Annotated in this window: 27 protein-coding genes and 1 riboswitch; of the genes, 11 read left to right on the top strand and 16 right to left on the bottom strand. The window is 43.4% G+C overall.

The genetic code is table 11. The features are described 5' to 3' along the window. Nucleotides 1–109 precede the first annotated feature (109 nt). The 4 genes from ACO067_RS19545 (at nucleotide 110) to dprA (ending at nucleotide 3,881) form a co-directional block, all read left to right on the top strand. A complete protein-coding gene (locus ACO067_RS19545) occupies nucleotides 110–1,093 on the top strand; it encodes a M23 family metallopeptidase (protein WP_421877266.1) in 984 nt (327 codons plus the stop codon). Between the two features lie 143 nt (nucleotides 1,094–1,236). Further along, nucleotides 1,237–2,436: a CapA family protein gene (locus ACO067_RS19540; protein WP_421877263.1), complete on the top strand. Its 1,200-nt coding sequence runs from the start codon at nucleotides 1,237–1,239 to the stop codon at nucleotides 2,434–2,436. An 11-nt stretch (nucleotides 2,437–2,447) separates the two neighbouring features. Continuing rightward, on the top strand, nucleotides 2,448–2,786 hold the full coding sequence (locus ACO067_RS19535) for a MerR family transcriptional regulator (RefSeq protein WP_421877261.1): 339 nt from the start codon (nucleotides 2,448–2,450) through the stop codon (nucleotides 2,784–2,786). Nucleotides 2,787–2,789: 3 nt separating this feature from the next. Further along, nucleotides 2,790–3,881, top strand: a complete 1,092-nt coding sequence (gene dprA, locus ACO067_RS19530) for a DNA-processing protein DprA (protein WP_421877259.1) — start codon at nucleotides 2,790–2,792, stop codon at nucleotides 3,879–3,881. Here the strand turns inward: dprA and ACO067_RS19525 are convergent. The 6 genes from ACO067_RS19525 to ACO067_RS19500 are packed head-to-tail and all read right to left on the bottom strand — an operon-like array spanning nucleotide 3,878 to nucleotide 11,619. Next, a complete protein-coding gene (locus ACO067_RS19525; RefSeq protein ID WP_421877257.1) occupies nucleotides 3,878–5,674 on the bottom strand; it encodes an SLC13 family permease in 1,797 nt (598 codons plus the stop codon). The two genes, dprA and ACO067_RS19525, sit on opposite strands and share 4 nt — an antisense overlap. Then, nucleotides 5,674–6,522, bottom strand: a complete 849-nt coding sequence (locus ACO067_RS19520; protein ID WP_421877255.1) for a hydroxymethylglutaryl-CoA lyase — start codon at nucleotides 6,520–6,522, stop codon at nucleotides 5,674–5,676. The genes ACO067_RS19525 and ACO067_RS19520 overlap by 1 nt, the downstream gene beginning before the upstream one ends. Nucleotides 6,523–6,546: 24 nt before the next feature. Beyond that, on the bottom strand, nucleotides 6,547–7,503 hold the full coding sequence (gene metF, locus ACO067_RS19515; RefSeq protein ID WP_421877253.1) for a methylenetetrahydrofolate reductase [NAD(P)H]: 957 nt from the start codon (nucleotides 7,501–7,503) through the stop codon (nucleotides 6,547–6,549). Between the two features lie 47 nt (nucleotides 7,504–7,550). After that, nucleotides 7,551–10,226 (bottom strand): methionine synthase, encoded by a 2,676-nt coding sequence (gene metH / locus ACO067_RS19510; RefSeq protein WP_421877251.1) that lies wholly within the window; start codon nucleotides 10,224–10,226, stop codon nucleotides 7,551–7,553. Further along, nucleotides 10,226–10,585 (bottom strand): four helix bundle protein, encoded by a 360-nt coding sequence (locus ACO067_RS19505; RefSeq protein WP_421877248.1) that lies wholly within the window; start codon nucleotides 10,583–10,585, stop codon nucleotides 10,226–10,228. The genes metH and ACO067_RS19505 overlap by 1 nt, the downstream gene beginning before the upstream one ends. Nucleotides 10,586–10,590: 5 nt before the next feature. Beyond that, nucleotides 10,591–11,619: a homocysteine S-methyltransferase family protein gene (locus ACO067_RS19500; RefSeq protein ID WP_421877246.1), complete on the bottom strand. Its 1,029-nt coding sequence runs from the start codon at nucleotides 11,617–11,619 to the stop codon at nucleotides 10,591–10,593. Nucleotides 11,620–11,670: 51 nt separating this feature from the next. Beyond that, nucleotides 11,671–11,787: riboswitch (SAM riboswitch) on the bottom strand. Between the two features lie 85 nt (nucleotides 11,788–11,872). On the opposite strand from ACO067_RS19500, the gene ACO067_RS19495 reads away from it, so the two are divergent. Both ACO067_RS19495 and ACO067_RS19490 read left to right on the top strand, forming a co-directional pair. Then, nucleotides 11,873–12,778, top strand: a complete 906-nt coding sequence (locus ACO067_RS19495; protein WP_421877243.1) for a Ppx/GppA phosphatase family protein — start codon at nucleotides 11,873–11,875, stop codon at nucleotides 12,776–12,778. A gap of 98 nt (nucleotides 12,779–12,876) precedes the next feature. Next, a complete protein-coding gene (locus ACO067_RS19490) occupies nucleotides 12,877–13,122 on the top strand; it encodes a CBU_0592 family membrane protein (protein WP_421877241.1) in 246 nt (81 codons plus the stop codon). Nucleotides 13,123–13,165: 43 nt separating this feature from the next. On the opposite strand, the gene ACO067_RS19485 is transcribed toward ACO067_RS19490, so the two are convergent. Continuing rightward, nucleotides 13,166–13,756, bottom strand: coding sequence for a transposase (locus tag ACO067_RS19485; RefSeq protein ID WP_421877239.1), 591 nt, complete (start codon nucleotides 13,754–13,756; stop codon nucleotides 13,166–13,168). A gap of 105 nt (nucleotides 13,757–13,861) precedes the next feature. Continuing rightward, entirely contained in the window at nucleotides 13,862–14,107 is a 246-nt protein-coding gene (locus ACO067_RS19480; protein ID WP_421877236.1) for a hypothetical protein, read from the bottom strand. Between ACO067_RS19480 and ACO067_RS19475 the strand changes: the two genes are divergently transcribed. Beyond that, a complete protein-coding gene (locus ACO067_RS19475) occupies nucleotides 14,106–14,846 on the top strand; it encodes an NYN domain-containing protein (protein WP_421877234.1) in 741 nt (246 codons plus the stop codon). The two genes, ACO067_RS19480 and ACO067_RS19475, sit on opposite strands and share 2 nt — an antisense overlap. Here the strand turns inward: ACO067_RS19475 and ACO067_RS19470 are convergent. After that, the gene (locus ACO067_RS19470; RefSeq protein ID WP_421877231.1) at nucleotides 14,843–15,331 is read right to left on the bottom strand and encodes a histidine phosphatase family protein; all 489 of its coding nucleotides are present in this window, start codon (nucleotides 15,329–15,331) and stop codon (nucleotides 14,843–14,845) included. The genes ACO067_RS19475 and ACO067_RS19470 overlap by 4 nt on opposite strands. Nucleotide 15,332: 1 nt before the next feature. Beyond that, complete coding sequence (locus ACO067_RS19465) at nucleotides 15,333–15,701, bottom strand: transmembrane 220 family protein (protein WP_421877228.1); 369 nt, start codon at nucleotides 15,699–15,701, stop codon at nucleotides 15,333–15,335. A gap of 65 nt (nucleotides 15,702–15,766) precedes the next feature. Between ACO067_RS19465 and ACO067_RS19460 the strand changes: the two genes are divergently transcribed. Together ACO067_RS19460 and ACO067_RS19455 are read left to right on the top strand one after the other, a co-directional pair. After that, the gene (locus tag ACO067_RS19460) at nucleotides 15,767–16,177 is read left to right on the top strand and encodes a DUF4174 domain-containing protein (RefSeq protein WP_421877226.1); all 411 of its coding nucleotides are present in this window, start codon (nucleotides 15,767–15,769) and stop codon (nucleotides 16,175–16,177) included. A gap of 113 nt (nucleotides 16,178–16,290) precedes the next feature. Beyond that, the gene (locus tag ACO067_RS19455) at nucleotides 16,291–17,415 is read left to right on the top strand and encodes a hypothetical protein (RefSeq protein WP_421877223.1); all 1,125 of its coding nucleotides are present in this window, start codon (nucleotides 16,291–16,293) and stop codon (nucleotides 17,413–17,415) included. A 4-nt stretch (nucleotides 17,416–17,419) separates the two neighbouring features. Here the strand turns inward: ACO067_RS19455 and ACO067_RS19450 are convergent, their stop codons facing one another. The 3 genes from ACO067_RS19450 to hisB form a co-directional block, all read right to left on the bottom strand. Beyond that, nucleotides 17,420–18,115 carry a hypothetical protein gene (locus tag ACO067_RS19450; protein ID WP_421877221.1) on the bottom strand — a complete coding sequence of 232 codons (696 nt, stop codon included), beginning with the start codon at nucleotides 18,113–18,115 and terminating at the stop codon, nucleotides 17,420–17,422. A gap of 108 nt (nucleotides 18,116–18,223) precedes the next feature. Beyond that, nucleotides 18,224–18,598, bottom strand: a complete 375-nt coding sequence (locus tag ACO067_RS19445) for a VOC family protein (protein ID WP_421877219.1) — start codon at nucleotides 18,596–18,598, stop codon at nucleotides 18,224–18,226. Between the two features lie 47 nt (nucleotides 18,599–18,645). Next, nucleotides 18,646–19,740 carry a bifunctional histidinol-phosphatase/imidazoleglycerol-phosphate dehydratase HisB gene (gene hisB, locus ACO067_RS19440; RefSeq protein ID WP_421877217.1) on the bottom strand — a complete coding sequence of 365 codons (1,095 nt, stop codon included), beginning with the start codon at nucleotides 19,738–19,740 and terminating at the stop codon, nucleotides 18,646–18,648. A gap of 141 nt (nucleotides 19,741–19,881) precedes the next feature. On the opposite strand from hisB, the gene ACO067_RS19435 reads away from it, so the two are divergent. Continuing rightward, nucleotides 19,882–20,106 (top strand): type II toxin-antitoxin system VapB family antitoxin, encoded by a 225-nt coding sequence (locus tag ACO067_RS19435; protein ID WP_421877215.1) that lies wholly within the window; start codon nucleotides 19,882–19,884, stop codon nucleotides 20,104–20,106. Beyond that, nucleotides 20,103–20,513 carry a type II toxin-antitoxin system VapC family toxin gene (gene vapC, locus ACO067_RS19430; protein WP_421877213.1) on the top strand — a complete coding sequence of 137 codons (411 nt, stop codon included), beginning with the start codon at nucleotides 20,103–20,105 and terminating at the stop codon, nucleotides 20,511–20,513. Before ACO067_RS19435 ends, vapC begins: the two co-directional genes overlap by 4 nt. Here vapC and hisC read toward each other — a convergent pair. Genes hisC through hisG form a run of 3 tightly spaced genes read right to left on the bottom strand, consistent with a single transcriptional unit; the run spans nucleotide 20,485 to nucleotide 23,685 of the window. Next, nucleotides 20,485–21,501, bottom strand: a complete 1,017-nt coding sequence (gene hisC, locus ACO067_RS19425) for a histidinol-phosphate transaminase (protein ID WP_421877211.1) — start codon at nucleotides 21,499–21,501, stop codon at nucleotides 20,485–20,487. The two genes, vapC and hisC, sit on opposite strands and share 29 nt — an antisense overlap. Then, nucleotides 21,473–22,828, bottom strand: a complete 1,356-nt coding sequence (gene hisD / locus ACO067_RS19420; protein WP_421878326.1) for a histidinol dehydrogenase — start codon at nucleotides 22,826–22,828, stop codon at nucleotides 21,473–21,475. The genes hisC and hisD overlap by 29 nt, the downstream gene beginning before the upstream one ends. Then, complete coding sequence (gene hisG / locus ACO067_RS19415) at nucleotides 22,828–23,685, bottom strand: ATP phosphoribosyltransferase (RefSeq protein ID WP_421877209.1); 858 nt, start codon at nucleotides 23,683–23,685, stop codon at nucleotides 22,828–22,830. Before hisG ends, hisD begins: the two co-directional genes overlap by 1 nt. Nucleotides 23,686–23,857: the final 172 nt, after the last annotated feature.

Raw genomic sequence — 23,857 nt, 5'->3', positions numbered from 1 at the left:
GAGTTGTGATCTATAATTTGGTTTTAATCAATTAAAAACCGTAATTTGCTGGTTAGTTTTGGTTGACCAGCCAAGCAAAACTAGTTGAAAATAATATTAACATCGACCTATGGCCAGAATTAAGTATTATTATGACACTGAGTCATGTAGATACGAGCGAATAAGGGTTTCCACATGGGATATCATATGGAATTCGCTAGGATTCTTAACCTTAGCTTTATTGCTAGCATCAGGTATAGTATTCGTTTACATTAAGTATTTCGAATCTCCTGAAGAAGCTCTTTTGAGGAAAGAAAATGAGGAGCTTAAAATGTACTATGAGCTACTCGGCAAAGAAGTGGAGAATGCTAACAGCATGTTAGCAAACCTGCAAGAACGTGATGATAACATCTATCGAGTCATCATGGGTGCAGAGCCTATTCCGGAAGAAATCAGAAAAGCCGGTTTTGGGGGCGCTAATCGTTACAAGGATTTATTGGACAAAGGACTTGAGCGTGAGGAGCTTGTGATGGAAAACTATCAGCGCATTGATCAGCTGAAGAAGCAGATGTACATCCAGACGAAATCATATGACGAAATCACCAAACTCGCACTGAATAAAGAAGAAATGCTAGCTTCCCTTCCGGCGATTCAGCCAGTGGCTAAAGAGCACATTAGGAGACTATCAAGTGGTTTTGGTCCGCGAATTGATCCAATCCTTAAGGTGCGACGACCGCATCATGGAGTAGATTGGTCACTACCTAAAGGCACTCCAATCTATGCAACTGGTGACGGTACCATTAAATTCACTAGAAAAAGTCTGGCAGGATATGGCAATCAAATTGAAATCGACCATGGATTTGGATACGTGACTAAGTATGCTCACATGAGTGAGTTTAAAGTAAAAACTGGCCAGAAAGTAAAAAGAGGTGAATTGATCGGTTACTCGGGTAACTCGGGTAAGTCAACTGCTCCACACTTACACTATGAAGTGAAGGTAGATGGCGTTGCGCAAAACCCAGTTCACTATTTCTACAAAGACATCAACGCAGAAGAATACGAAGAAGTGCTTCGTCTCGCATCTCAAGAGAACCAGGCAATGGGTTCTTACTAGAAGACTTCAAGCTAATCAATAGAAAGGCCGCGCGATTGTCCGGCCTTTTTTTGTGGTGAAAGATCAGATTGTCTAAAAGTTGTGGAAAACTCAAAAGGCAAGTAAGCCCGATAACTGTATTTTTGAGGGCTTATTTGAATCGCATGCGATACATCAACCACGGTCTTGTCTGGACAACCCTCATACTGATACTTACAAATTGTAAGACCTCTCAGGTAATCACCTCGAGCGATCAAAATGATGGAAGAGATACGATCCAGTTGGACACCTTGCCGGAACCAGTTGAATACCTCATCACACAAAAAGGTGACACTCTTGATTCGTTGTTTCAGTCAGTGGAAATATCCATATCACGCCTTCTTCCAGATACCATTTCACTAATGGCTGTTGGTGATATCATGATGGGCACGAAATTCCCTAACAAAAGCTATCTACCGGGTGGAAATGGAGAATACTTGTGGGATGACACCCGTGACCTACTATCAACTGCAGACATCACCTTTGGCAATTTGGAAGGGACTGTTTTGGATGGTGAAGGAGACCAAAAAACCTGCTCCAACCCCAATGCCTGCTACCTGTTCAAAATGCCAAGTCGTCTCACGAGCAACTTATTAGAAGCAGGCTTTGACTTGATCTCAGTAGCCAATAACCATGCAAATGATTTCGGAAAGCCTGGTAGGTTGAGCACTCAGTCTGTTCTTGACTCCCTTGGCCTAGCGTATGCTGGTTCAGTGGAGCGCCCTTTTACAATTGCCAAACTTGGTCATTTAAAAGTGGGGTTTGTTGCTTTTGCACCTAATAGAGGAACACTAACCTTTTTTGATGAGGAAAGAGCAATCGGCATCATTAAGCACCTAGACAGTCTCAGTGACTTTGTAGTTGTATCCATCCATGGTGGTGCTGAGGGGTCCAAAAACATGCATGTGACTCGTGAACGCGAGTTCTACTATGGTGAAGATCGAGGAAATATTTATTCCTTTAGTCATCGACTGATTGACGAAGGTGCAGATGTTATCATAGGACATGGACCGCATGTAGTGCGTGGTATAGAAGTTTATCAAAACAAACTAATTGCTTACTCACTTGGCAATTTTCTTACTTATGGTCGTTTCAACCTGAGAGGTGTGAGTGGTGAAGCACCAATACTAGAGATCAAAATGGACGCTGATGGAAATTTTCTGAAAGGAAGCATACATTCTTTCTATCAGAGCTACTCCATGGGACCTGAATTGGATGGTCAGAAACGTGCTTTGCGATCAATCAAAAAATTAACAGAGGAAGATTTCCCTGAAAACCCGATAATCATTGATGATAAAGGGATTATTACCTATATTCAAAACTGAAATTTTTCACCGTGCCTTATAAAGAGAAAGAAATAGAAAAAAAGTACTTCACCATTGGTGAAGTTGCAGATGAGTTGGGAGTTGCTACGTCTCTTATTCGTTTTTGGGAGGGTGAATTTGATATCATCAAGCCAAAGAAAAACCGCAAAGGAAATAGGCAATTCACGAAAGAAGACATTAAAAATGTCAAGCTCATCTATTATTTGGTAAAGGAAAAAGGCTTCACGCTACAAGGTGCCAGAGATTTCATCAAAAACGATGTGGACGCAGCCACCAATAAGGTAGAATTGATTGAATCGTTAAAGAAGGTACGAACGTTTCTAGAAACGCTAAAGAAAGAGCTACACTGATAAATGAACGAAAAGCTTTATCAGCTTGCGCTGGAATTGATCCCCGGCATTGGTGATGTAAATGCCAAAAACCTTATCGCCTACTGCGGCTCAGCTTCGGCTATTTTTAAATCCACGAAAAGCCAACTCAATAAAATTCCCGGCATTGGTCCTGAGCGGATTGAAACGCTCAAGTCCTCCACTTATTTAAATGAATCAGAGAAGATTATTAATGATTGTCAGAAGAAGAATATTGACATTCATCACTTTACTGACTCTACTTACCCTTCCAAGCTTAAACAAGCAATAGATGCACCCAATATCATCTATGCGAAAGGAGATGTCAATAAATGGAGTCGGGTTTTGGCAATTGTTGGTACTCGCAACTCTACCGAATATGGCGAGGCTGTTACCAGCAAAATTGTAGAAGATAGCCGTAGCTTGAATGCGGTAATCGTTAGTGGACTTGCATATGGCATAGACATCACTGCTCACCGGGCTGCACTCAAAAATAACATACCCACCATAGGAGTCTTAGCCGGAGGTCTGGACAAAATCTATCCCTCATTGCACAAGAAGCAAGCTGAAGAAATGATAGAAACAGGTGGATTGATATCTGAAAATCCTCCTGGAACCAAGCCAGAGGCCCATTTCTTTCCTGCCCGAAACAGAATTATCGCGGGCATGAGTGATGCGGTGATAGTGGTAGAAGCTGCCAAAAAGGGTGGTGCACTGATCACGGCCAACATTGCAGACTCCTACAATAAGACAGTATTTGCCGTACCAGGTGACTTGAGTAATAAGTATTCTGAGGGCTGTAATTATCTCATTAGAAATCAGAAAGCCCTATTGTACACAGGGGTAAATGACCTCAAGTATCATCTCAACTGGGATGATGAGCACTCACCTGCTGCTAGCAAACCAGATTTCACCACACTACCTCCCGAAGATCAGAAGATTGCTGGTATTCTCTCCGAATACAAAAATGGTATTCCTATTGATGAATTGTCCTGGCGAACTCAAATTCCGGTGAATCAATTAGCTGGAAACTTACTCAATCTTGAATTTCAAGGACTGGTCAAATCCCTTCCTGGTAAGAAATACAAATTGGTTTAGAAAGGGTAAAAGACTGGTATAAGCAACGTAGCGAGTATCCAAAAGAGCAAATTCAGTCCAACTCCAATTTTAAAGAAGTCACCAAATTTGTACTGCCCTGCACTGTAGACCATCGTGTTAGTCTGATATCCTATTGGGGTCATGAAACTCGCAGATGCTGCCACCATTACCGCTATCATGAATGGATACGGACTCAACTGCATTTCTGTTGCAGTAGTTATAGCAATAGGAGACAGAAGAGCTGCGGAGGCATTATTACTCATCACTTCTGTCAGCAGAGAGGTCATTAAGTATAGACCAGACAAAATAACAACAGGGCCATAGGTGCCCAGATTTGCCAACAAACCATCTGCTATGATAGCTGCCAAACCGCTACTATTCATGGCAATACCCAAACTCAATGCTCCAGCCAATAAAAAAATGATCTTCCACTCAATAGACTCATGAACCTCACGCATGCTTATGGTTTTGCTTAGCACCAAGACTACAGCACCAAGTAAAGTGGCTATTGGTATAGACATTAGGTTGAGTGAAGAAATGAGCACCACTCCAGCGATAACTGAGAGCACCGTCAGGAATTTCTTTCGATTGAAGTCAATGACACCTTGCTCCGACAGCACAATAAACGGGCTCTTTTGACTCATCTCCTGACGCTTGATATTATTCAGTCGGTGGGTCTTAATTTCTGTAAGTATAATGTCTCCAGCTTTGAGCTCTACCTTATGCAAATCATCGTGCACTACCTTCTCATGGTGCAAGATGGCCAATGGAACCGCGCGGTAACGCCGCCTAAAGTCCATCTCTCGAAGACTTTTACCTTCAAATTCTGACCCAGATGTAATGATCAACTCGAGAATGGAAGTATCACCTTTTTGGATCTCGCTTTGATTGAGCCGAACGGCGTCAGTATTAAAGTTAACTTTTAGGCGGTCTCTGAGTGCTTTGATTTTCTCTACATCGCATTGGAGCTTGAGCACATCGCCAGATTGAATCACAAAATCACCTGGGGGTAAAGTGAACAAGTTTCCATTCCTGCGCACTTCAATCACATCAATGGACAACTCCGAAGCTAGAATAGAATCCATGATCCGTTGGCCGACGAACTCAGATTCATCAAGAATTTCGATTTCTGACAAGTAATCACGCATTCCAAATTTCTGACTAAGATCTTCTGTAGAGATCCGGTCTGGAAGAAGTCTCTTGCCAAAAAGAAATATATACACTGCACCAACTACCACGAACACCAAACCAATCGGAGCACTCAAAAACATGGGAAATGCTTCTATCCCATTCTCCACAGCTATTCCACTCACTAGCATATTAGTAGAAGTACCGATCATTGTACACATTCCTCCAAAAATGGACGCGTATGACAGAGGGATTAACAACTTGGAAGGACTATATCCTGAGAGGTTCGCTACACTGACCATTACGGGAATAAACATCGCCACTATCGGTGTATTGTTGATAAAAGCGGAGACCAATCCGATGAAAATCATCATGATCAGAATACCCAGGTTGAAGTTTTTCTTGAAAATAGGACCTAGATAAGGGCCTATGCGCTGCAGTGATCCCGTTTTGAGCAGTGAGTAACTGAGCACAAACATAAAAGCAACCGTAATTGCCGCCGGATTACTAAATCCAGAAAGTCCCTCTTCAGGCGTAATCACTCCAGTGGCAGTCAGAGAAACCAATATCAAGATTCCTACCAAATCAATGGACAGCCACTCAGTAGCAAATAGGATCAATGCTCCTACAATCACCGCCAATACAATGATTTGGTCTGCTGTCATTAGTTTAAAAATATTTTGTTAGAAAGTGCAAGTGCAGATTCGAATGCGTCCTGATTCATATCATAAGCCACTGTTTCCTGATCAAGAGTTTTAATAATAGTCTCTGTCGCCATATTACCCACCAGATCATCTTTAGCCATGGGACAGCCGCCAAATCCTCTAATCGCTCCATCAATCCTTCTACAACCACCAGCTATCGTGGCTTTTATTTTTTCAAAAGCTGAATTTGGATGAGAATGAAGATGTGCCCCAAATTCGATATGCGGAAACTTTGGGATCAAAGTCTGAAACAATGGCTGGATGATGTCGGGAGTTGAAACTCCAATGGTATCCGCCAACGAGACCACATCGATCTCCATCTCATCTAGTCTGTCCACAAACTGCCCTACATAATCAATCTCGTAAGGATCTCCATAAGGATTACCAAAACCCATAGACAAATAAACCACCAGTGTTTTATCATCTGACTGGCAGATGTCTTGAATTTCAGCCAAATTATCAAAAGCCATATCAATAGACCGATTGGTATTTCTCTGCTGGAAAGTTTCTGAAAGTGATAGCGGATAACCCAAATACTGAATCTCTTCAAAATCAGAAGCCATTTCAGCTCCTTTTACATTGGCTACTATCGCCAGCAATTTGGATTTGGTACCCCCAAGCTCCAAACCCTCCAGCACCTCCGCCGTATCACGCATCTGGGGGATAGCCTTGGGCGAAACAAAACTTCCAAAGTCGATCGTATCAAAACCAACTTTCAACAGCTGGTTGATATATTCTATCTTCAGCTCAGTTGGCACAAAGTCATGCAGACCTTGCATGGCATCTCTTGGGCATTCAATAATCTTCATAGGGTAATGTTTGGCCCAAAGATATCAGAAAAGCGCTTTGGCTATGCGCTGTACAGAATCTGATTTTCCCATCGAGTAATAATGCAACACCGGAACTCCAGCATCCATCAGTTCTTTGGACTGCTTGATCCCCCACTCAATCCCCACTTCTTTCACTGCCTTGTTATCCTTGCACTTCTCTATCTCCATATAAAGCTCATCAGGAATATCAATGTGAAAAATACTAGGTAAGATAGTCATGTGATTTTTCGTGGTTATAGGCTTCAAGCCAGGAATGATCGGCACATTGATGTCAGCCTCTTTGCACTTATCTACAAACTCAAAGTATTTGGAGTTATCGAAGAACATCTGAGTAACGATGTATTCCGCTCCTCGATCTACTTTCTGCTTCAGATATTTCAGATCTGACTTTAGATTTGGTGCTTCAAAATGTTTTTCTGGATAGCCCGCTACACCAATACAGAAATTAGTAGGGACCGCATTTTGGAGTTCCTCGTCCAGGTAAGTGCCCTCATTCATACCCATCACCTGATCTACCAATTCGATTGCGTAGGCGTTTCCATCAGGTTCAGGTCTGAAAGTTTTTTCCTCTTGCATATTGTCCCCACGGAGCACCAATACATTATCGATACCAAGGAAATTCAAATCAATCAGTGCATTTTCAGTCTCTTCCCTGGTGAATCCACCGCAGATTATATGAGGAACAGGGTCGACATCATACCTGTTTTTAATAGCCGCACATATACCAACCGTTCCTGGTCGTTTTCTTATGGTCTTTTTCTCCAATAATCCATTTCCACGATTCTTGTATACGTACTCTTCACGATGATAGGTCACATCAATAAAAGGTGGCTTAAACTCCATCAAAGGGTCAATATGCCCAAATAATGAATCGATACTATCCCCTTTTTTGGGAGGAATGATTTCCAGCGAAAAGAGGGTCTTACCACCCGATGTTGCTATATGCTCTGTTACTTTCATTTCAATTTATTTGATATACGTAGGATGGGTTCGTTGTTTCGTGTCAATCAATAGCCCAAATTAGGCGCTAACCATTTTTCAATTTCAGCCACTTCCATTTGCTTTCTGGCGGCATAGTCAGCTATCTGATCTTTATAGACTTTACCCAGTCCAAAATACTTCGACTCTGGATGAGAGAAATAAAACCCACTTACAGAGGCCGCGGGGTACATAGCCATACTTTCCGTGAGTTTAATACCAATATTATTTTCCGCATCAAGCAATTGGAACAAAATAGGCTTCTCCGTATGATCTGGACAAGCCGGATAGCCTGGCGCAGGTCGTATTCCTTGATATTTTTCCTTAATCAGGGACTCATTATCCATCGATTCATCACGAGCATAACCCCAGACTTCCTTACGAACTTTCATGTGCATCATTTCGGCAAGAGCTTCGGCAAACCGATCGGCAATTGCTTTGATCAGAATAGCGTTGTAGTCATCATGTTGGTCCTCATAGGATTTGGCCAACTCCTGAGCTCCAAATATGGTGACAGCAAACCCTCCAAGATAGTCTTCTTTACCAGAATCTGATGGTGCAATAAAATCCGATAAACTAATATTTGGGAGATTACTACCCTTTTTGCCCTGCTGCCTCAGAAAACAGAATTTTGTACCATTGGCAAGTTGGACATCCTCACCAACACTATTTGCGGGCCAGACTCCTATCACTGCTTTAGCCTGTAACTTGTTCCCAGCTATCAGCGCATCGATCATAGCGTTGGCTTCATCGTAAAGTTTTTTAGCTTCCGCACCGACCGTTGGGTTTTCGAGGATTTGTGGAAATTTTCCCTTGAGCATCCAGGTAGAAAAGAAAGGGGTCCAATCAATGAATGAGCGAAGCTCATCCAAAGAAATATCATCAAATACCTGAGTGCCTGTTTTCACCGGTTTCGGAGGAGTATAGCTCGCCCAATCTATACTTGTTTTATTGGCCTTGGCTGCTTCAAAACTCACATGCGCCTTTTCTGATTGTCGGCTTTCGTGACCAATGCGAAGTTCCTGATACTCATCCTGTGTACGGCTGATTAGTGCCTCTTTCTTAGATCCGAGTAAGTCCGAAGAGACCCCTACACTTTTGGAAGCGTCCAATACATGGATGACGGGACCCGAATATTTTGGTGCGATTTTCACCGCTGTGTGAACTCTACTAGTAGTCGCTCCACCTATCAGCAGTGGAAGCTTCAGCTTTCTGCGCTCCATTTCCTCTGCCACATGTACCATCTCGTCCAGTGAAGGCGTGATCAACCCACTCAAACCAATAATGTCTGCGCCGACTTTAGCAGCCTCATCCAATATCTTATCGGCTGGCACCATCACTCCCAGATCAACAATGTCGTAATTATTGCACGCGAGCACTACTCCCACTATGTTTTTACCAATATCATGAACATCACCCTTCACCGTGGCCAGTAGTATCTTTCCTTTGCTACTCTTCTCCTCCCCAGAAAGTCTCTTTTCTTCTTCCAAAAATGGAATGAGGTAAGCCACTGATTTTTTCATCACCCGGGCACTTTTCACAACTTGTGGCAGGAACATCTTACCAGACCCGAACAGGTCACCTACCACGTTCATTCCATCCATTAATGGCCCTTCTATGACATGAAGAGGTCGGTCATATTGCTGACGAGCTTCTTCAGTATCTTCTTCGATGTGATCCACAATTCCTTTGACCAGGGCATGCTTCAATCGCTCTTCGACCGTTCCCTTTCGCCACTCATTATCTTCCTGCTTTACTTTCCCGGTGCCTTTTACTTTTTCAGCGAAAGCGAGTAATCTTTCGGTCGCATCTGATCTACGGTTAAGCAGCACGTCTTCTACATGCTCCAGTAAGTCTTTTGGAATCTCATCATACACCTCTATCATCCCGGCATTGACTATGCCCATGTCCATTCCAGCCTGGATGCCATGATATAGAAACGCTGAGTGCATGGCCTCCCTTACTGCATTATTTCCTCTGAAGGAAAAAGACACATTACTAACTCCTCCACTCACCTTCGCTCCAGGCAAGTTCTCCTTAATCCATTTGGTCGCCTTGAAAAAATCTACTGCATAGTTGTTATGATCATCAATTCCCGTCGCAACTGGAAAAATATTTGGGTCGAAGATGATATCTGCCGGGTTAAATCCGACCTTATCAACCAATAAATCATAAGACCTTTTGCAGATGCTAATTCTCCGTTCATAGGTATCCGCCTGACCGTCTTCATCAAAGGCCATCACCACCACTGCTGCACCGTACTGTCGAATCTTATTGGCTTGATAGAGAAAAGGCTCTTCTCCTTCTTTGAGGGAGATCGAATTCACGACACCTTTTCCCTGGATGCATTGCAGACCCGCCTCTATGATTTCCCATTTGGAGGAATCAATCATGATCGGAATCCTGGCAATCTCTGGCTCTGACGCAATCAAATTCAGAAACTTGACCATCGCAGCCTTACCGTCCAGCATACCTTCGTCCATGTTAACATCCAGGATCTGTGCACCACTACGCACCTGATCCAATGCCACTTCCAACGCCGTGTCGTATTGATCTTCGAGGATTAATCGTTTGAACCTGGCGGAACCGGTCACGTTGGTTCGCTCACCTACATTCACGAAGTTCGTTTCAGCGGTAACGACAAGCGGCTCCAGACCCGAGAGTTTCAGGGTGTAGTCAGTATTCTGTTTCCTGTATTCAGTCATCAGATTGTTGTTAACGTTTTACGAAATGACTGTATCATTTTGGTGATAATCAAAGACTCATCATAATGTACTTTAAACTGCTCATCATTTATTAACTGCCTACTTTTGGCCAAATACAAGCAACTCACTACTTCAATTACTGACCTCAATGAAATTCCTAAAAATCGATTAAATTCTTTCTTCGATTGTCCTGTAGAACCTTCAGCTATATTTAAAACCACTGAATCAGCAGCTCTTTTCATTTGACTACTTAATACATATAGTTCTTCCTTAGGAAATGACTTAACCAGCTCACTGACTTTAATTGATAAGTCCAGAGACTTTTGCCATATTGTTAAATTCTCAAATTGAAATGACATTCTTCTTAGTTGATTTCTGATAACTGTTCACTGATCACCGAAAGCTGCCGAGGCGAATACCGCCGAGCACGCTCCGCTATTACTTTTATATGCTCAGGGGTAGTTCCACAGCATCCACCAAGTATGTTTATATAGTTCTCTTTCAGATACTCCTCTACCTGGTCTCCCATTTCTTCTGGAGTCTGGTCATATTCTCCAAACTCATTCGGTAAACCTGCATTAGGGTGTGCGCTTACCAGGAAGTTTGCTTTTTCAGATAGGGTCTGCAAATACGGTCTCAACTGACTGGCACCTAGCGCGCAGTTGAGACCCACACTTAATAGCGGCATGTGAGAAATGGAGATTAGGAAAGCCTCTGTTGTTTGGCCAGAAAGTGTTCGGCCTGATGCGTCGGTGATTGTACCGGAAACCATCACTGGTACTTGCACCCCCAACTCCGCACAAACCTCATCTATAGCCATCAGCGCAGCTTTTGCGTTGAGCGTATCAAATACAGTCTCTACCAAAAGTATGTCCGACCCACCTTCTATCAACGCTCTGACTTGTGTGCTATAGGCTTGTTTTAATCCGTCAAATGTCACCGCTCTGTAACCAGGGTCATTCACATCTGGAGACAGAGATGCAGTCCGATTGGTTGGTCCAATGGAGCCAGCCACAAATCTTGGTTTATGGGGTTCTTTAGCTGTAAATTCCACAGCAACTTCCTTAGCTATCTTCGCTGCCTCAAAGTTGATTTTATGCACCCAATAGTCGGTATTTAGTCCATAGTCTGCCTGGGCTATGGTGGTACCACTGAAGGTGTTAGTCTCTACTATATCAGCACCAGCAGCAAAATACTGCGCGTGTATTTCTTTGATAATTTTGGGACGGGTAAATGAAAGCAAATCATTATTCCCCTTTAGCGGAGATGGATGATCCTTGAGTTCATCATCACGAAAATCGTCTTCTTCCAGTTTGTGGCGCTGAATCATGGTACCCATGGCACCATCCAGTATCAACACTCTTTCCCTGGCTATGTCTAATAGCTTGCTCATTCGTTTGTCGTTTAAGCACATTTAAGGGAGAAAGGTATCAGTAGTGTGGATCACTTATCTCTGTAAGACTCTAGGTCTCACTGGGAAGTGGCACCGAAATCCTGACATGGTCAGAAAAGGTTGCCAAGGCTTCAAAGGGCCCAATCCCTCAGCCTTTCTCGATAAATGTGGATGCAAATATACACGCCAAATAATAGAATAAAAATCCTCTTTTGTCAGTTCCCCTGTCTGTAAAAAATTAATTTTACCTGAAATGAGACTCGCTGCTATCGACATTGGTTCCAACGCCATCCGCCTTCAGATCACCAAAGTGATCGAATACGAAAAGCTCATCACTTTTAAGAAGCTTCAATATGTTCGTTTTCCTTTGAGACTGGGACAGGATGTGTTTGCCAACAAACAAATCAGCACCTACAATCAGGAGCGTTTCCTTAAGCTGATGAGTGCCTACAAAACGCTATTGGAGCTCTACCAGGTAGATCACTACTATGGCTGTGCCACCTCTGCGATGCGAGAATCCAAAAATGGAAAAGAACTCGCCCAGCGCGCACAAGATGAGCTAGGACTAAAAATCAATATTATCTCAGGAATGAAAGAAGCCGAGATGATCAACTCGGTGATCAGCCTGGATCTGGATGACAAAATCTACCTGCATGTTGACGTGGGTGGTGGTAGCACTGAGCTGAATTTTTACTACAAGCAAAAAAAGGTAGCTTCCAAGTCCTTCAAGATCGGATCTGTGCGCCGAATGGAACATTATGATTCACCCAAGGTCTGGAATGAAATAGAAAAATGGGTAAAAGATGAACTGAAAGGACATAAAGAGAAGGTAACTGCCATAGGTACGGGAGGAAATATCAATAAAATCTATGAACTCTCTCCCCGAGCTTCCAAACGAAAGATCAGTCTGGAAAACATCATGCGTGTGCAAGACTACTTGCGCAACCTGACCATGGATGAGCTCCTCAACAGACTGCAACTGAACCCTGACCGGGCGGATGTGATCGTGCCAGCTTCGGAGATTTACGTGCATGCGATGATGGCTGCCGGTGCCAAAAACATGATGGTGCCAGATGTAGGTCTGAAAGATGGTATCAACTATTACCTGTTTGAAAAGTACTACCCAAGCAGAGGTAAGATTTTTGTGAAGAACAGTTAATGTACCTAATGGTACTCATAATCATTTAACTTCTCACCCCTCCAGTTGATAAATTCGCCTGATTGCAGACTTTATATGTCAAAACCAATTTTTTCAATATGAACTCAATAGAAATCATCGGCTGGTGTGGAGCAGCTTTACTCCTCTTGGGCTTTTCGCTCAACGTCTTTCATGTCATTACTGCGAAATCCAGAATCTATCTGCTATTGAATCTGGTCTCCTCCGCCATGCTCCTTTACAATGCTTACATGAATGGGATTTTTCCCTTCGTGGTGGTGAATTCTGTGTGGGTGCTATTTAGTGGGTATCAGTTGATGAAGGGGGCAGTGGTTTCACATTCTTAATGAGGTGATCTACAAATGTGGACCGGCATGTTTCTTTTATTCCTTATTGGTGAAATTTATCCGATTTCCAATTCGAGGGGTTTTGTATGATGTAATTGGAAATGCGCTGGCAGGACGCTTCATCCCGGATGATATGGTCATGAAACCGTGATTGCCAGGCAAAATCAGATGTTGAACGATCATCCATTTTTCGCACCTGTGTGGTTACGGCGGATTTGACACCTCGGATAATGGACGCCAGATTGTTGGATTGCGGACCGAATTGGTTGGGCCAACGTTTGGATGACGATGGAAATTGTGGGATAGGGACGCAATGCGTTGTGTCCCTATCCCCGACGTTATCATTATCATTGGCCCCACCAATAATTAAAATGCCATGAAAATGATTGGGCATCACCTGAAACGCACCCAATTCTAAATTCATACCTGGACGCATGTCGGGTGTTTTCATCCATTCGGTTTGGACCAATACGCCGATCGGTGACAAATGCATTTCCCCATCGATCACGTCTCCAAACCAACAAATTCTATTCTTGGTGCAGACCGTCACAAAATAGGCAGCCTGGGACGAATAATCCCACGTAGGATGACGTGCAGAATCGCTGCGGTATTTGTTTTGGTAGAGGCCGGGCATTTAGAATATTGCTTCACAAGATCTATGTTTTCCGGTTCAGAAGAAATACCGCAATTCTGGTATTTCGGCACCTTTTTCAGGTGTGCTCCTCCAGTCATTTCCCAGTCATCCTCCAGTCGGCTCCAGTCGCTCTCCAGTCACGTCCAGTCGGCTCCAGTCAATCTTCGTACTTCTCCCATTGAGATAGTTTTTTCTGACACTGTATTTGTTCATCTTCCTCCAAACAAGGTTTGCAATTAGACGTTTGTAGGTCATGGTGAAGATATCTCCACTATGCAAGGTTAATATCAGTAACCAGAAAGTCTTTATCAACTCACCGAAGACGGCAAGAAACCCTACCTTTAACCCCATGGACAAAGACCTGAATCTGGCCGTACTCATAGACGGTGACAACATCCCTTCTGCCTATGTGAAAGAAATGATGGAGGAAATCGCCAAATATGGCAACCCATCTATCCGCAGGATCTATGGTGACTGGACCAAGCCCAACCTCTCCAAATGGAAAAACATGCTGCTGGAAAATGCCATCACTCCCGTGCAGCAATACGCTTATACCTCCGGTAAAAATGCCACAGACTCAGCCATGATCATCGACGCGATGGACATCCTCTACTCAGGTAAAGTGGAAGGCTTCTGTCTCGTATCAAGCGATAGTGATTTTACCAGACTGGCTACCAGATTGCGTGAAGCGGGTATGAAAGTGATCGGGATCGGTGAGAAGAAAACACCAGAGCCTTTCATCGTAGCATGTGATCGATTTATCTACATCGAAATCCTAAAGCAAGCCGAAGAGAAGGAATCGTCTAATAAGACCGCCAAAACCAGAAAGTCTGACGATGAGAAAATCACCAATAAAGTAATCAAACTGATCAGTGCCACCATCAATGATTGTGCGGACGAAGACGGCTGGGCTTTTCTAGGTGATGTGGGGAGCTTGCTACAGAAAAAACAACCCAACTTCGACTCCAGAAATTATGGATTCCAGAAGCTCACACCAATGATTAGCTCAATCAACAAGTTCGAAGTGGAGCAAAGAGAAAACCAACGAGGTGGCAAATACAAGCTGATCTATGTTCGCAATAAGGATTAGTAATTGATGTGAACATCCGTTCCTTCACCTAGCTGATCAACGGTCACGATATACAAATCATTGTAATCGCTCTCGTCCAGTTGTTCGTATTTCTCTTCACCAATAAGCTTATTAACCAACATCGGAATGGTATTGGAATGTCCGGAGACCACCACGGTCTGTCCTGGATAAGCGGCCATTAACTGCTCTAAAAACCCCTCCTGAAATGGCTGGTATACTTGCAGAGAAACTCCCTTAGCTTCTGCGAGTGGCGTCACGGTGAGTTTCGTCCGCTGGTAAGGAGTACTAAAGATGGCAGCAACAGGCTGCTCTGACAGCATCTCTTTGAGTCTCATTGATCGTGCTGTTCCCTCCTCAGTCAAGCCAGGATCCTTGGTGCCATCCGCCACTTTTTCTGCATGACGCATCAAAATGAAAGTAGTCTGCTGGGCATACATCTGGGTAACTCCTACCAGCAGGATAGCGATGATTAATAGCTTCTTCATTCTAGTTTATTTTACTTCTTTTCAAATAGTTTAATGCAATGATCGCAATCAGTAACCCGCCAAACTCGCGAGTTCCCTCGATCCATGGGTCCTCCGCCTTCATTTTGCCTACCAGATCCGACTTGTTACTGCTTTCAAAAAAGTCTAGCACACTCGGAATGAAAGTGAAGGTGTAGAAAAGTAAAATCAGTAGCAATGTCAAAATCAATGGAGTGAAATTCACCTGAGAAAAGTAGACCTTAACGATTGCCACTAAGGCAACAGCCCCGTAAATCAGGATCCAAAGCCATGGGTCCGGGTCGTTGTACTGTACTGCAGCAAAGACGATAAAAAGACCTGCTATGATGAAGTGTATTCGTTTGGAATTCATGTCTTCAAAGGTAATCGCTCCGACTTATTCTCAAACATGTATCTATATGAATGGTTATTTAGCATATGAAATGGATGATCGCTGCTTTACTACTGTTACCAATGACGCTCTGTTCACAGGATTTGAGTCAACACCGGTGGGAAAACAGATTGTTGCTCATCCTCACCGTAGAGCAAAATCACCCATTAGTTCAGAAGCAACTTGATGAACTGCATGAAAATCGTCAAGGTGTGGAAGAGCGTAGGTTATTGACTTACCTGATCACCCCAGAACGCTACCAATTACAGCTCGATGACAAAAAATGGCAGCCCAATTCCGCTTTCGCAAAATACTCCTCTGGTAAAGCATATGAAGTGGTGTTGGTGGGCTTAGATGGAAGTATCAAGCAACGCGAATTTGGCTTATTCAAAGCAAGCAAACTGTTCTCCATCATTGATTCTATGCCCATGCGCCAGGCAGAGATGCGCGGCAACTGATTACTGTTCCACCTCAGGAATTAACCCATCCAATACCTCCTTGATATTCTCTGCCTTGATTAAAACCACAGGAGCACTATCTTTGCTCTTATTGACCAAACCAGCAAACACATTTGAAACTACTTTTTGCTTTATTGATAGGCTTGTTCTGCCTGATTATTTCATGCAAAGAAGCACCAGATTTTGAGGATCCTTCCACACCCACAACGCCGCTGATGGAGTGCTATGAACCCAATGATACCCTTATCATCAACAATAGGACTTTCAACATGGGCTTTAGCACCTGGACCTACGCCCAATCACCTGAAGCCCGCACCAATACTTATGAGTTTATAGGTGAAAATGGTGACATCTATTCCGAACAGTTTGATAACCACATTCCATGGTTTGGCCTGTTTGATGGCCGTCCACTTCCAGAAGATGCCGGCCGAGACATCAATACCCGGGTAGAAAATCAGATCGCGGACAATGAATTGGTCGTATCCGTGAGTCTTTTCAATCCAGAACGCAATGACTTGATCACGGCGTATAATAATCAAACACCCATGTATGGCAGCCTTTCCGATCAGCAGATTGAAGATGCTTATTTCAACTTTCTGACAGCCGTTCTGAAAGACTTCAGCAATGTCAAGTATCTGGTTATCGCCATGGAAGTCAATGAGTTTTATCTGAAGCAACCGGATAAATGGGAAGGGTACAAGACGCTGATGAGCAATCTAAAGCCAAGAGTCTATGAACTCTATCCGGACCTGTTGATTTCGGAATCTATCAGCTTACATAGTCTAGTTGATTCTGAGGATGCCGAATATGTAAATGAAATCTTCTCATATGTCAATACCATGGATTTTGTAGCTGTGAGTTACTACCCTTTCATGCACGGTGTATTTTCAGATATGGATATTCAGGCTGATTTTGATTTTCTTCATGAAAATATCACTGCACCCATCGCTTTTGTGGAAACAACACAGATCGCTGAAGACCTTGAATTGCAGGAGTTTACCCTTACTGCAGACGAGTGTACGCAAAAAGACTATGCTCAGCTGCTCCTGTCCAATGCGCAGGAACACGACTACCAATTCGTGATTTGGTGGGCACACAAAGACTATGATGAGCTATACGACGCACTTCCAGATGATACTAAACCTCTTGCCCGGTTGTGGAGAGACACGGGATTGATCAACGGGTCGGATCAGGAAAGGCCTGCTTATCGCGAGTGGAAAACAATCCTTAACAGGTAATCGATCAAAGTTTTTCTCTGGCTAGGTCTTCGATATTTGGCAAATCATACAAACGCTTCTCTATGGTAGAATGATCACTCCCTACAACCACTTGATCATGATAATGCAGTTTGATCAACCGCTTATCCAGTCGTGACAGGTCCTTGCTGGATGAGGAAGGATACTTGTAGAAAATGCTGTATTGGTCATCGATTTCACCCAGAATACCCAAAGACTTCAGAAAACCGCGTTTCAGATGGTAGACTCCTTCATAGGTTGTATTGATTTTGGAAGGTACAAGACAATAACTGGCTTTCTGCAACTGGTATTGAGTATTCCAGGTTCGGTTGCTCCAGTTGTTAAAGCGAATACTTGCTCCTGGAGGAATCATACTACCAGTGATGCGAGCATACTCATTCAGTTCCCCTAAAAAGATCAAAATATCGTAATCAGCTTCCTGAGTGTCAATAATGTCCTTACCCGTTAGCTTCTCTAACTCAGTAATAAATTCCTTCCACGACTTATCGTTTAAGTAGGCGTGTTCACCAACGATTCTGTAGGTGATTTGCTGCTTTTCCTGGGCCCATTTGATCAGCGGGCGGTTAGCTCCCTGAACCTCCCAAAATGCCACCTGAAGGTAGTCTTCAATGAAACGCTGAGTCTTTTTGTCCTGAGCATATGCTATTTGACTACAGAATAAAAGAAGGATTAAGGACTTCAAATACATCGTTGATTGATAGGATTTCAAAAACTGTAAACATGTTTCACCCAAAGGAAACAAGTAATATTCGGCTTACATTGATGATAGTCAGACACGTCTGAGTAAGTTCTACATTTTTGGTCGTTGATGCAATGCTACCCGATTGCCCTCGCAATCTTCAAAGTGGGCAACAAAGCCATATTCGCCAATGCTCTGCTTCTTATTAATGATCTTTCCACCAGCCGGTTCAATTCCTGGCAATACCTCGTCAATCTCCTCTACCGAAAAGTACACCATGGTGCCTTCATGAGATGGCACATAAGATTCTGCTTTCACAAGTGTCCCCGATGAGCCATGACTTTCCAAATCAGATGGAAACCAGCCCATGAGCAGATTGCCAAAGTCCTGGATATTGATGTCAATGCTAAAAACTGCATCGTAGAATTTCTTTGCCCGATCCATGTCATTGACAGGGATTTCGAACCAACCTACGGGATTATTCATTTGGATAGATTTTGAAGGTCACTAAAGATATCAAAATCCTACTATTGCTACAACACTCCTTTGGTACTTGGCAGACTACTCATCTCATCAGGGTTACGGTGGATGGCCATCTTGATCGCCTTGGCCCAGGCTTTGAAAATACCTTCAATCTTATGGTGTTCGTTCTCGCCTTCGGCCTTGATATTGAGGTTAGATTTGGAGGTATCTGAGAAGGATTTAAAAAAGTGCATGAACATTTCGGTAGGCATCTCTCCTATTTTTTCGCGTTTGAAATCAGCCTCCCAAACCAACCAGGGCCTGCCTCCAAAATCAACCGCTACCTGTGCTAGCACATCATCCATCGGTAATAGAAAGCCATAGCGAGTAATGCCTTTCTTATCTCCAAGCGCTTTCAAGAAACACTCCCCAAGAGCCAACGCTGTATCCTCTATGGTATGGTGCTCATCGATGTGTATATCGCCCTTCACCCGTACCTTCAGATCAATTCCTCCATGCTTGCCTAGCTGGTCCAGCATGTGATCAAAAAATCCAAGTCCTGTCGCTATTTCGGTCTTACCCGATCCGTCCAGATTCACTTCTATGTGAATGTCAGTCTCCTTCGTCGTACGTTGTACAGATGCTTTCCTTGGCTTCAGAATAAGAAACTCGTAAATATCTTTCCAGCTATCGGTAGTCAAGGCCGCATTGGTAGTGGCTCCATTAGCAATGTGTATTCCCTTACAACTCAGATTGTCCGCTAGCTGAATATCCGTAGTACGATCACCAATGACATAGCTATTCTTGATATCATAATCTCCGTTCATGTATTCAGTGAGCATACCTGTTCCAGGCTTTCGATTCGGATGGTTATCTGCTGGAAAGTGTTCATCGATATGTACTGCATCAAAGTGGATACCCTGACTTTCCAGTGTTCTCATAATTAAGTTGTGCGCCGGCCAAAAGGCATCTTCAGGAAACGAATCCGTTCCAAGGCCATCTTGATTCGTGACCATTACCAGCAGGTAATTGGACTCAGCCTGTATTTTTCGCAGATAGAAAAACACATCACTCAGAAAACTGACCTTGTCGATGTGGTCGATTTGTTCGTCCTCCGTTTCGTGGTTAATAGTGCCGTCTCGGTCGATGAATAGGATTGGTCTCATGGATTCAAATTTCAGTGCAAATTATCCTACTTTGATGAGTTAGAAAAGAGAAAAGCAGATTGTAGATAAGATACTATTTTGAATAAAATGAACTTTCACACAAGATATTGTGTAGCTTTATGTGTAACAAATTGTGTGAAAATGGCTACCAACCTGGATATTGATCAGAAATTACTTGAGGAGGCCGTAAAGTATGGCAATCACAAGACTAAAAAATCGGCAGTGAATGAAGCATTGGCAGAGTATGTCCAAAAGAAAAAACAACTGGGTATCATCGAGTTGTTTGGGACTTTGGATTGGGATGAATCATACGATTATAAAGCCGAAAGAAAAAGAGGAAATAAAAGGATTCCGAAATCAGAATGAGCGTATTGGTTGACACCAACGTATGGTCTGTCGTGCTTAGAAGAAAAAAGCAATTGGACTCAGAGGTAACCTCTACACTCAGAAAGTTGATTACGCTAAATCAGGCTATTCTAATCGGTCCTATTAGGCAGGAATTGCTTACTGGTTTCAAAGAAATTCATCAGTTTGAACAACTTCAGAGGCAACTGAGAAATTTTGACAATTATCCCATCACAGTGTCAGATTATGAAAAAGCAGCACGCTATCATACGGTTTGCCGACAAAACGGCATTCAAGGCAGTACAGTAGATTTACTTCTTTGCGCTGTTGCTGATAACAATCAATTAGAAATCTTCACCCTGGACAAAGATTTTGAGCTTTATCAACGGCACATCCCCATCAAGCTCTATCCCTATAAAACTGCTTGATTAATTCAACCAATCGTTCGTTTTCTCTGGGCATCCCGATGGTCAATCGCAATCCATTTTCACAATTCAAATTGGACGTTCTGTTTCTTACAATTACCTTGTTGGCTATCAAATACTCAAACAATTCCTGAGCACGCTCAAAGCGAACCAACAGAAAATTAGCAGCGCTCGGTATCACTTCATTAACCTGTTTCATTTCCTGAAGGACTGGAATCAGCTTTTCCCTTTCGGTAAGTAACAGTTCAACCTGTTGCTTCTTCTTATTTTCATTTTGCAAAGCTTGCAGCGCTAACTCCTGGTTGGCCTGACTGAGGTTATAGGGTGGTTTGATCTTCTCTAACATGGAGATGATGTACGGATCAGCCATCGCTACACCCACACGAATACCGGCCATTCCCCATGCTTTGCTTAAGGTCTGAAGTACTACCAGATTCCTATAGTTCGATAATTCCTCTATCCAGCTAGGCTCGGAAGAGAAATCAATGTAGGCTTCATCCACTACCACTATTCCAGGAAACTCTTGAATAACCTTTAACATATCTTCTCTGCCGAGCAGATTGCCTGTCGGATTGTTCGGAGAACAAAGAAAGAGGAGTTTGGCGTTAGTGGTCCATTTTGATTTGAGTTCAGGCACATCCAATTGAAAGGCTCTTGTCAATGGTACTTGCACATTTTCCACGGCGTTGATAGCTGAACTGACGCCATACATGCCATACGTTGGTGGCAAGGTGATGATGTGGTCAAGGCCAGGCTCGCAAAACAACCTGATGAGTAAATCAATGGGTTCATCACTACCATTACCAAAGAAGATCCGATCGGCACTTACGCCTTTGATAGTTGACCACTTTTCTTTTAACGCCTTGTGATGTGGGTCTGGATAGCGATTATAAAACCCTTCCGTTGCGGAACCTATAGAGTTTTCATTTGCATCCAAAAAAACCTCCGCTTCCCCTTCAAACTCATCCCTTGCCGAAGAGTAAGCTTTCACCGCTTTCAGGTGATTCCTTACGAGACTTTCCGGAGATACCATCTTCTCTTAGTTTATTGAGTCGTACTGTTACTGCATTTTTGTGAGCATCGAGCATTTCAGCCTCTGCCATTCGCTCCACTGTTGGTCCTAGTAGCATCAAGCCTTCTTCGGTGATCCGCTGATAAGTGATTTTTTTCACAAATGAATCCAAAGAAACACCACTGAAGGATCTGGCCCAACCATTGGTAGGCAACGTGTGATTGGTACCAGAAGCATAATCTCCAGCAGATTCTGGAGTTAACTCCCCTACAAATACCGAACCTGCATTAATGACTTTTTCAGCTAGCTTTTCGGGTTTATCTGTACTGATAATCAAATGCTCTGGACCATAATCATTGATGATCTGCAACATTTCTTTTCTTCCTTCCACCACGATCATGGCACTCTGTGCCAATGCCTTCTCTGCTATTTTCTTCCTACTTAAGTGACTCAATTGCTTGACCACTTCCTCGTTCACTTCGGCAGCTTTTTTCTTGCTGGTAGAAACCAAGACCACCTGGCTATCCGGTCCATGCTCAGCCTGTGCCAGTAAATCTGATGCGGCATATGCTGCGTTACTATGCTTGTCTACAGCTACTAAAACCTCTGAAGGTCCAGCAGGCATGTCAATGGCCACATCCTGCTTGGCCAACATTTGTTTGGCTACCGTTACATATTGGTTACCAGGACCAAAAATCTTATCTACTTTAGGCACTGTATCGGTTCCATATCCCAACGCGGCAATGGCCTGAGCTCCTCCGAGTTTCAAGACTCGTTTCACACCTACCAACTTTGCTGTGTACAACACAGTAGGATTGATCTTACCCAATCGATTGGTGGGTGACGAGATAATGACCTCCTCACAGCCCGCAATGATGGCGGGTACTGCCAGCATCAACACGGTAGAAAACAATGGTGCAGAGCCTCCTGGCACATAGAGACCTACCTTCTGGATAGGTACTGATCGTCTACTACAAACAACACCCGGCATCACCTCCATCACCAGCTGAGACTGCTTCTGTGCCTCGTGAAACTTCTTCACGTTAGCATGAGCCATCTGGATTGCTTCCTTTAGCGTGTCTTGCACCTGGTCCTCCACCTCTGCAAACTCCTCTTCGGTCACCCACAGATCATCTAACTCTACATGATCGTATTCCAGTGCTAGTTTTCTGAGCGCTTTATCACCTCCACGTTTTACCTTGTCCAGTATAGGCGCTACTACCTTTTCGATTTTAGAAAAATTATACGACGGTCGCTGAAGGATTCGGTCCAGCTCATTAGCAGTGGGATTCTCGTATATAGCTATCATCGGATCATTTTTTCAATTGGGACTACCAATATACCTTCTGCCCCGGCTTCTCGCAACTGCTCTATGTTTTCCCAAAAGGTATCTTCATTAATGACCGAGTGGATACTACTCCAGCCTTTGTCCGCCAGCGGCAGCACTGTGGGGCTACGCATACCAGGCAACAGTTCAATAATTCTATCCAATGAGTCATTGGGTGCATTGAGCAGTACGTACTTATTATTCTTACCTTCCAAAACCGAATTGATTCTGAAAATGAGCTGATCGAGTAACTGCTGCTGCTCTGTGGACAAGCTCTTACTAGCCACCATCACGGCCTCAGACTTCATAACTGTTTCTACTTCTTTGAGACCATTGCTGAGCAGGGTACTCCCAGAACTAACGATATCACAGATACCCTCTGCCAGGCCAATACCAGGAGCAATCTCCACAGATCCACTGATCTCGTGAATTTCTGCACTTACCCCTTTAGAATCCAGGTAGTTCTTCAAGATATTCGGATAAGAAGTTGCGATGTTTTTACCTTCAAAGTAAGCCACATCAGTATACTCCTCCTCTCTGGGAACAGCGAGTGACAAGCGGCACTTTGAGAACCCTAATGTCTTCACCACTTCCACATTTTTCTGGTATTCGTCATGCACATTTTGCCCTACAATCCCAATATCGGCGATTCCATCTTCCACATATCCGGGAATGTCATCGTCTCGCAAAAACAAGAATTCAATTGGGAAATTATGCGATTGCGCTTTGAGCTTCTTCGCTCCGTTGTTAAACTTGATACCACACTCTCTGAAGAGCTTCAATGAGTCTTCGCTCAACCTGCCTGACTTTTGGACAGCTACTTTAAGTAATGCCATGAGTAAGAAAATATGTAATTAAGAAGATTGTTTGATGAATTACTGCTGTTTGTGCTGATGCACGAAGGGGTGTCACTGCTTACGCGCAATGATGGTGATGGTGATGATGTTGTCTCACTGTGTAATTCATAGGAGCAAATGTAAACCTGAAAAATTTAGAAAGTCAAGCAAG

This window comes from Marinoscillum sp. (genome assembly GCF_965229915.1).
Taxonomy (GTDB): domain Bacteria; phylum Bacteroidota; class Bacteroidia; order Cytophagales; family Cyclobacteriaceae; genus Marinoscillum.
The sequence above is the reverse complement of the archived record's forward strand: the minus strand, read 5'-3'. Positions and strand labels throughout refer to the sequence as shown.

Coding starts and splice junctions, on each gene's coding strand:
- ACO067_RS19465 (WP_421877228.1), bottom strand. CDS start 15,701: ATGAATTCCAAACGAATACACTTCATCATAGCAGGTCTTTTTATCGTC.
- ACO067_RS19520 (WP_421877255.1), bottom strand. CDS start 6,522: ATGAAGATTATTGAATGCCCAAGAGATGCCATGCAAGGTCTGCATGAC.
- ACO067_RS19495 (WP_421877243.1), top strand. CDS start 11,873: ATGAGACTCGCTGCTATCGACATTGGTTCCAACGCCATCCGCCTTCAG.
- ACO067_RS19470 (WP_421877231.1), bottom strand. CDS start 15,331: ATGAAGAAGCTATTAATCATCGCTATCCTGCTGGTAGGAGTTACCCAG.
- ACO067_RS19545 (WP_421877266.1), top strand. CDS start 110: ATGGCCAGAATTAAGTATTATTATGACACTGAGTCATGTAGATACGAG.
- ACO067_RS19445 (WP_421877219.1), bottom strand. CDS start 18,598: ATGAATAATCCCGTAGGTTGGTTCGAAATCCCTGTCAATGACATGGAT.
- vapC (WP_421877213.1), top strand. CDS start 20,103: ATGAGCGTATTGGTTGACACCAACGTATGGTCTGTCGTGCTTAGAAGA.
- ACO067_RS19500 (WP_421877246.1), bottom strand. CDS start 11,619: ATGAGCAAGCTATTAGACATAGCCAGGGAAAGAGTGTTGATACTGGAT.
- metF (WP_421877253.1), bottom strand. CDS start 7,503: ATGAAAGTAACAGAGCATATAGCAACATCGGGTGGTAAGACCCTCTTT.
- ACO067_RS19435 (WP_421877215.1), top strand. CDS start 19,882: ATGGCTACCAACCTGGATATTGATCAGAAATTACTTGAGGAGGCCGTA.
- ACO067_RS19540 (WP_421877263.1), top strand. CDS start 1,237: ATGCGATACATCAACCACGGTCTTGTCTGGACAACCCTCATACTGATA.
- ACO067_RS19475 (WP_421877234.1), top strand. CDS start 14,106: ATGGACAAAGACCTGAATCTGGCCGTACTCATAGACGGTGACAACATC.
- ACO067_RS19525 (WP_421877257.1), bottom strand. CDS start 5,674: ATGACAGCAGACCAAATCATTGTATTGGCGGTGATTGTAGGAGCATTG.
- ACO067_RS19485 (WP_421877239.1), bottom strand. CDS start 13,756: ATGCCCGGCCTCTACCAAAACAAATACCGCAGCGATTCTGCACGTCAT.
- ACO067_RS19490 (WP_421877241.1), top strand. CDS start 12,877: ATGAACTCAATAGAAATCATCGGCTGGTGTGGAGCAGCTTTACTCCTC.
- ACO067_RS19460 (WP_421877226.1), top strand. CDS start 15,767: ATGAAATGGATGATCGCTGCTTTACTACTGTTACCAATGACGCTCTGT.
- hisG (WP_421877209.1), bottom strand. CDS start 23,685: ATGGCATTACTTAAAGTAGCTGTCCAAAAGTCAGGCAGGTTGAGCGAA.
- dprA (WP_421877259.1), top strand. CDS start 2,790: ATGAACGAAAAGCTTTATCAGCTTGCGCTGGAATTGATCCCCGGCATT.
- metH (WP_421877251.1), bottom strand. CDS start 10,226: ATGACTGAATACAGGAAACAGAATACTGACTACACCCTGAAACTCTCG.
- ACO067_RS19480 (WP_421877236.1), bottom strand. CDS start 14,107: ATGGGGTTAAAGGTAGGGTTTCTTGCCGTCTTCGGTGAGTTGATAAAG.
- hisB (WP_421877217.1), bottom strand. CDS start 19,740: ATGAGACCAATCCTATTCATCGACCGAGACGGCACTATTAACCACGAA.
- ACO067_RS19505 (WP_421877248.1), bottom strand. CDS start 10,585: ATGTCATTTCAATTTGAGAATTTAACAATATGGCAAAAGTCTCTGGAC.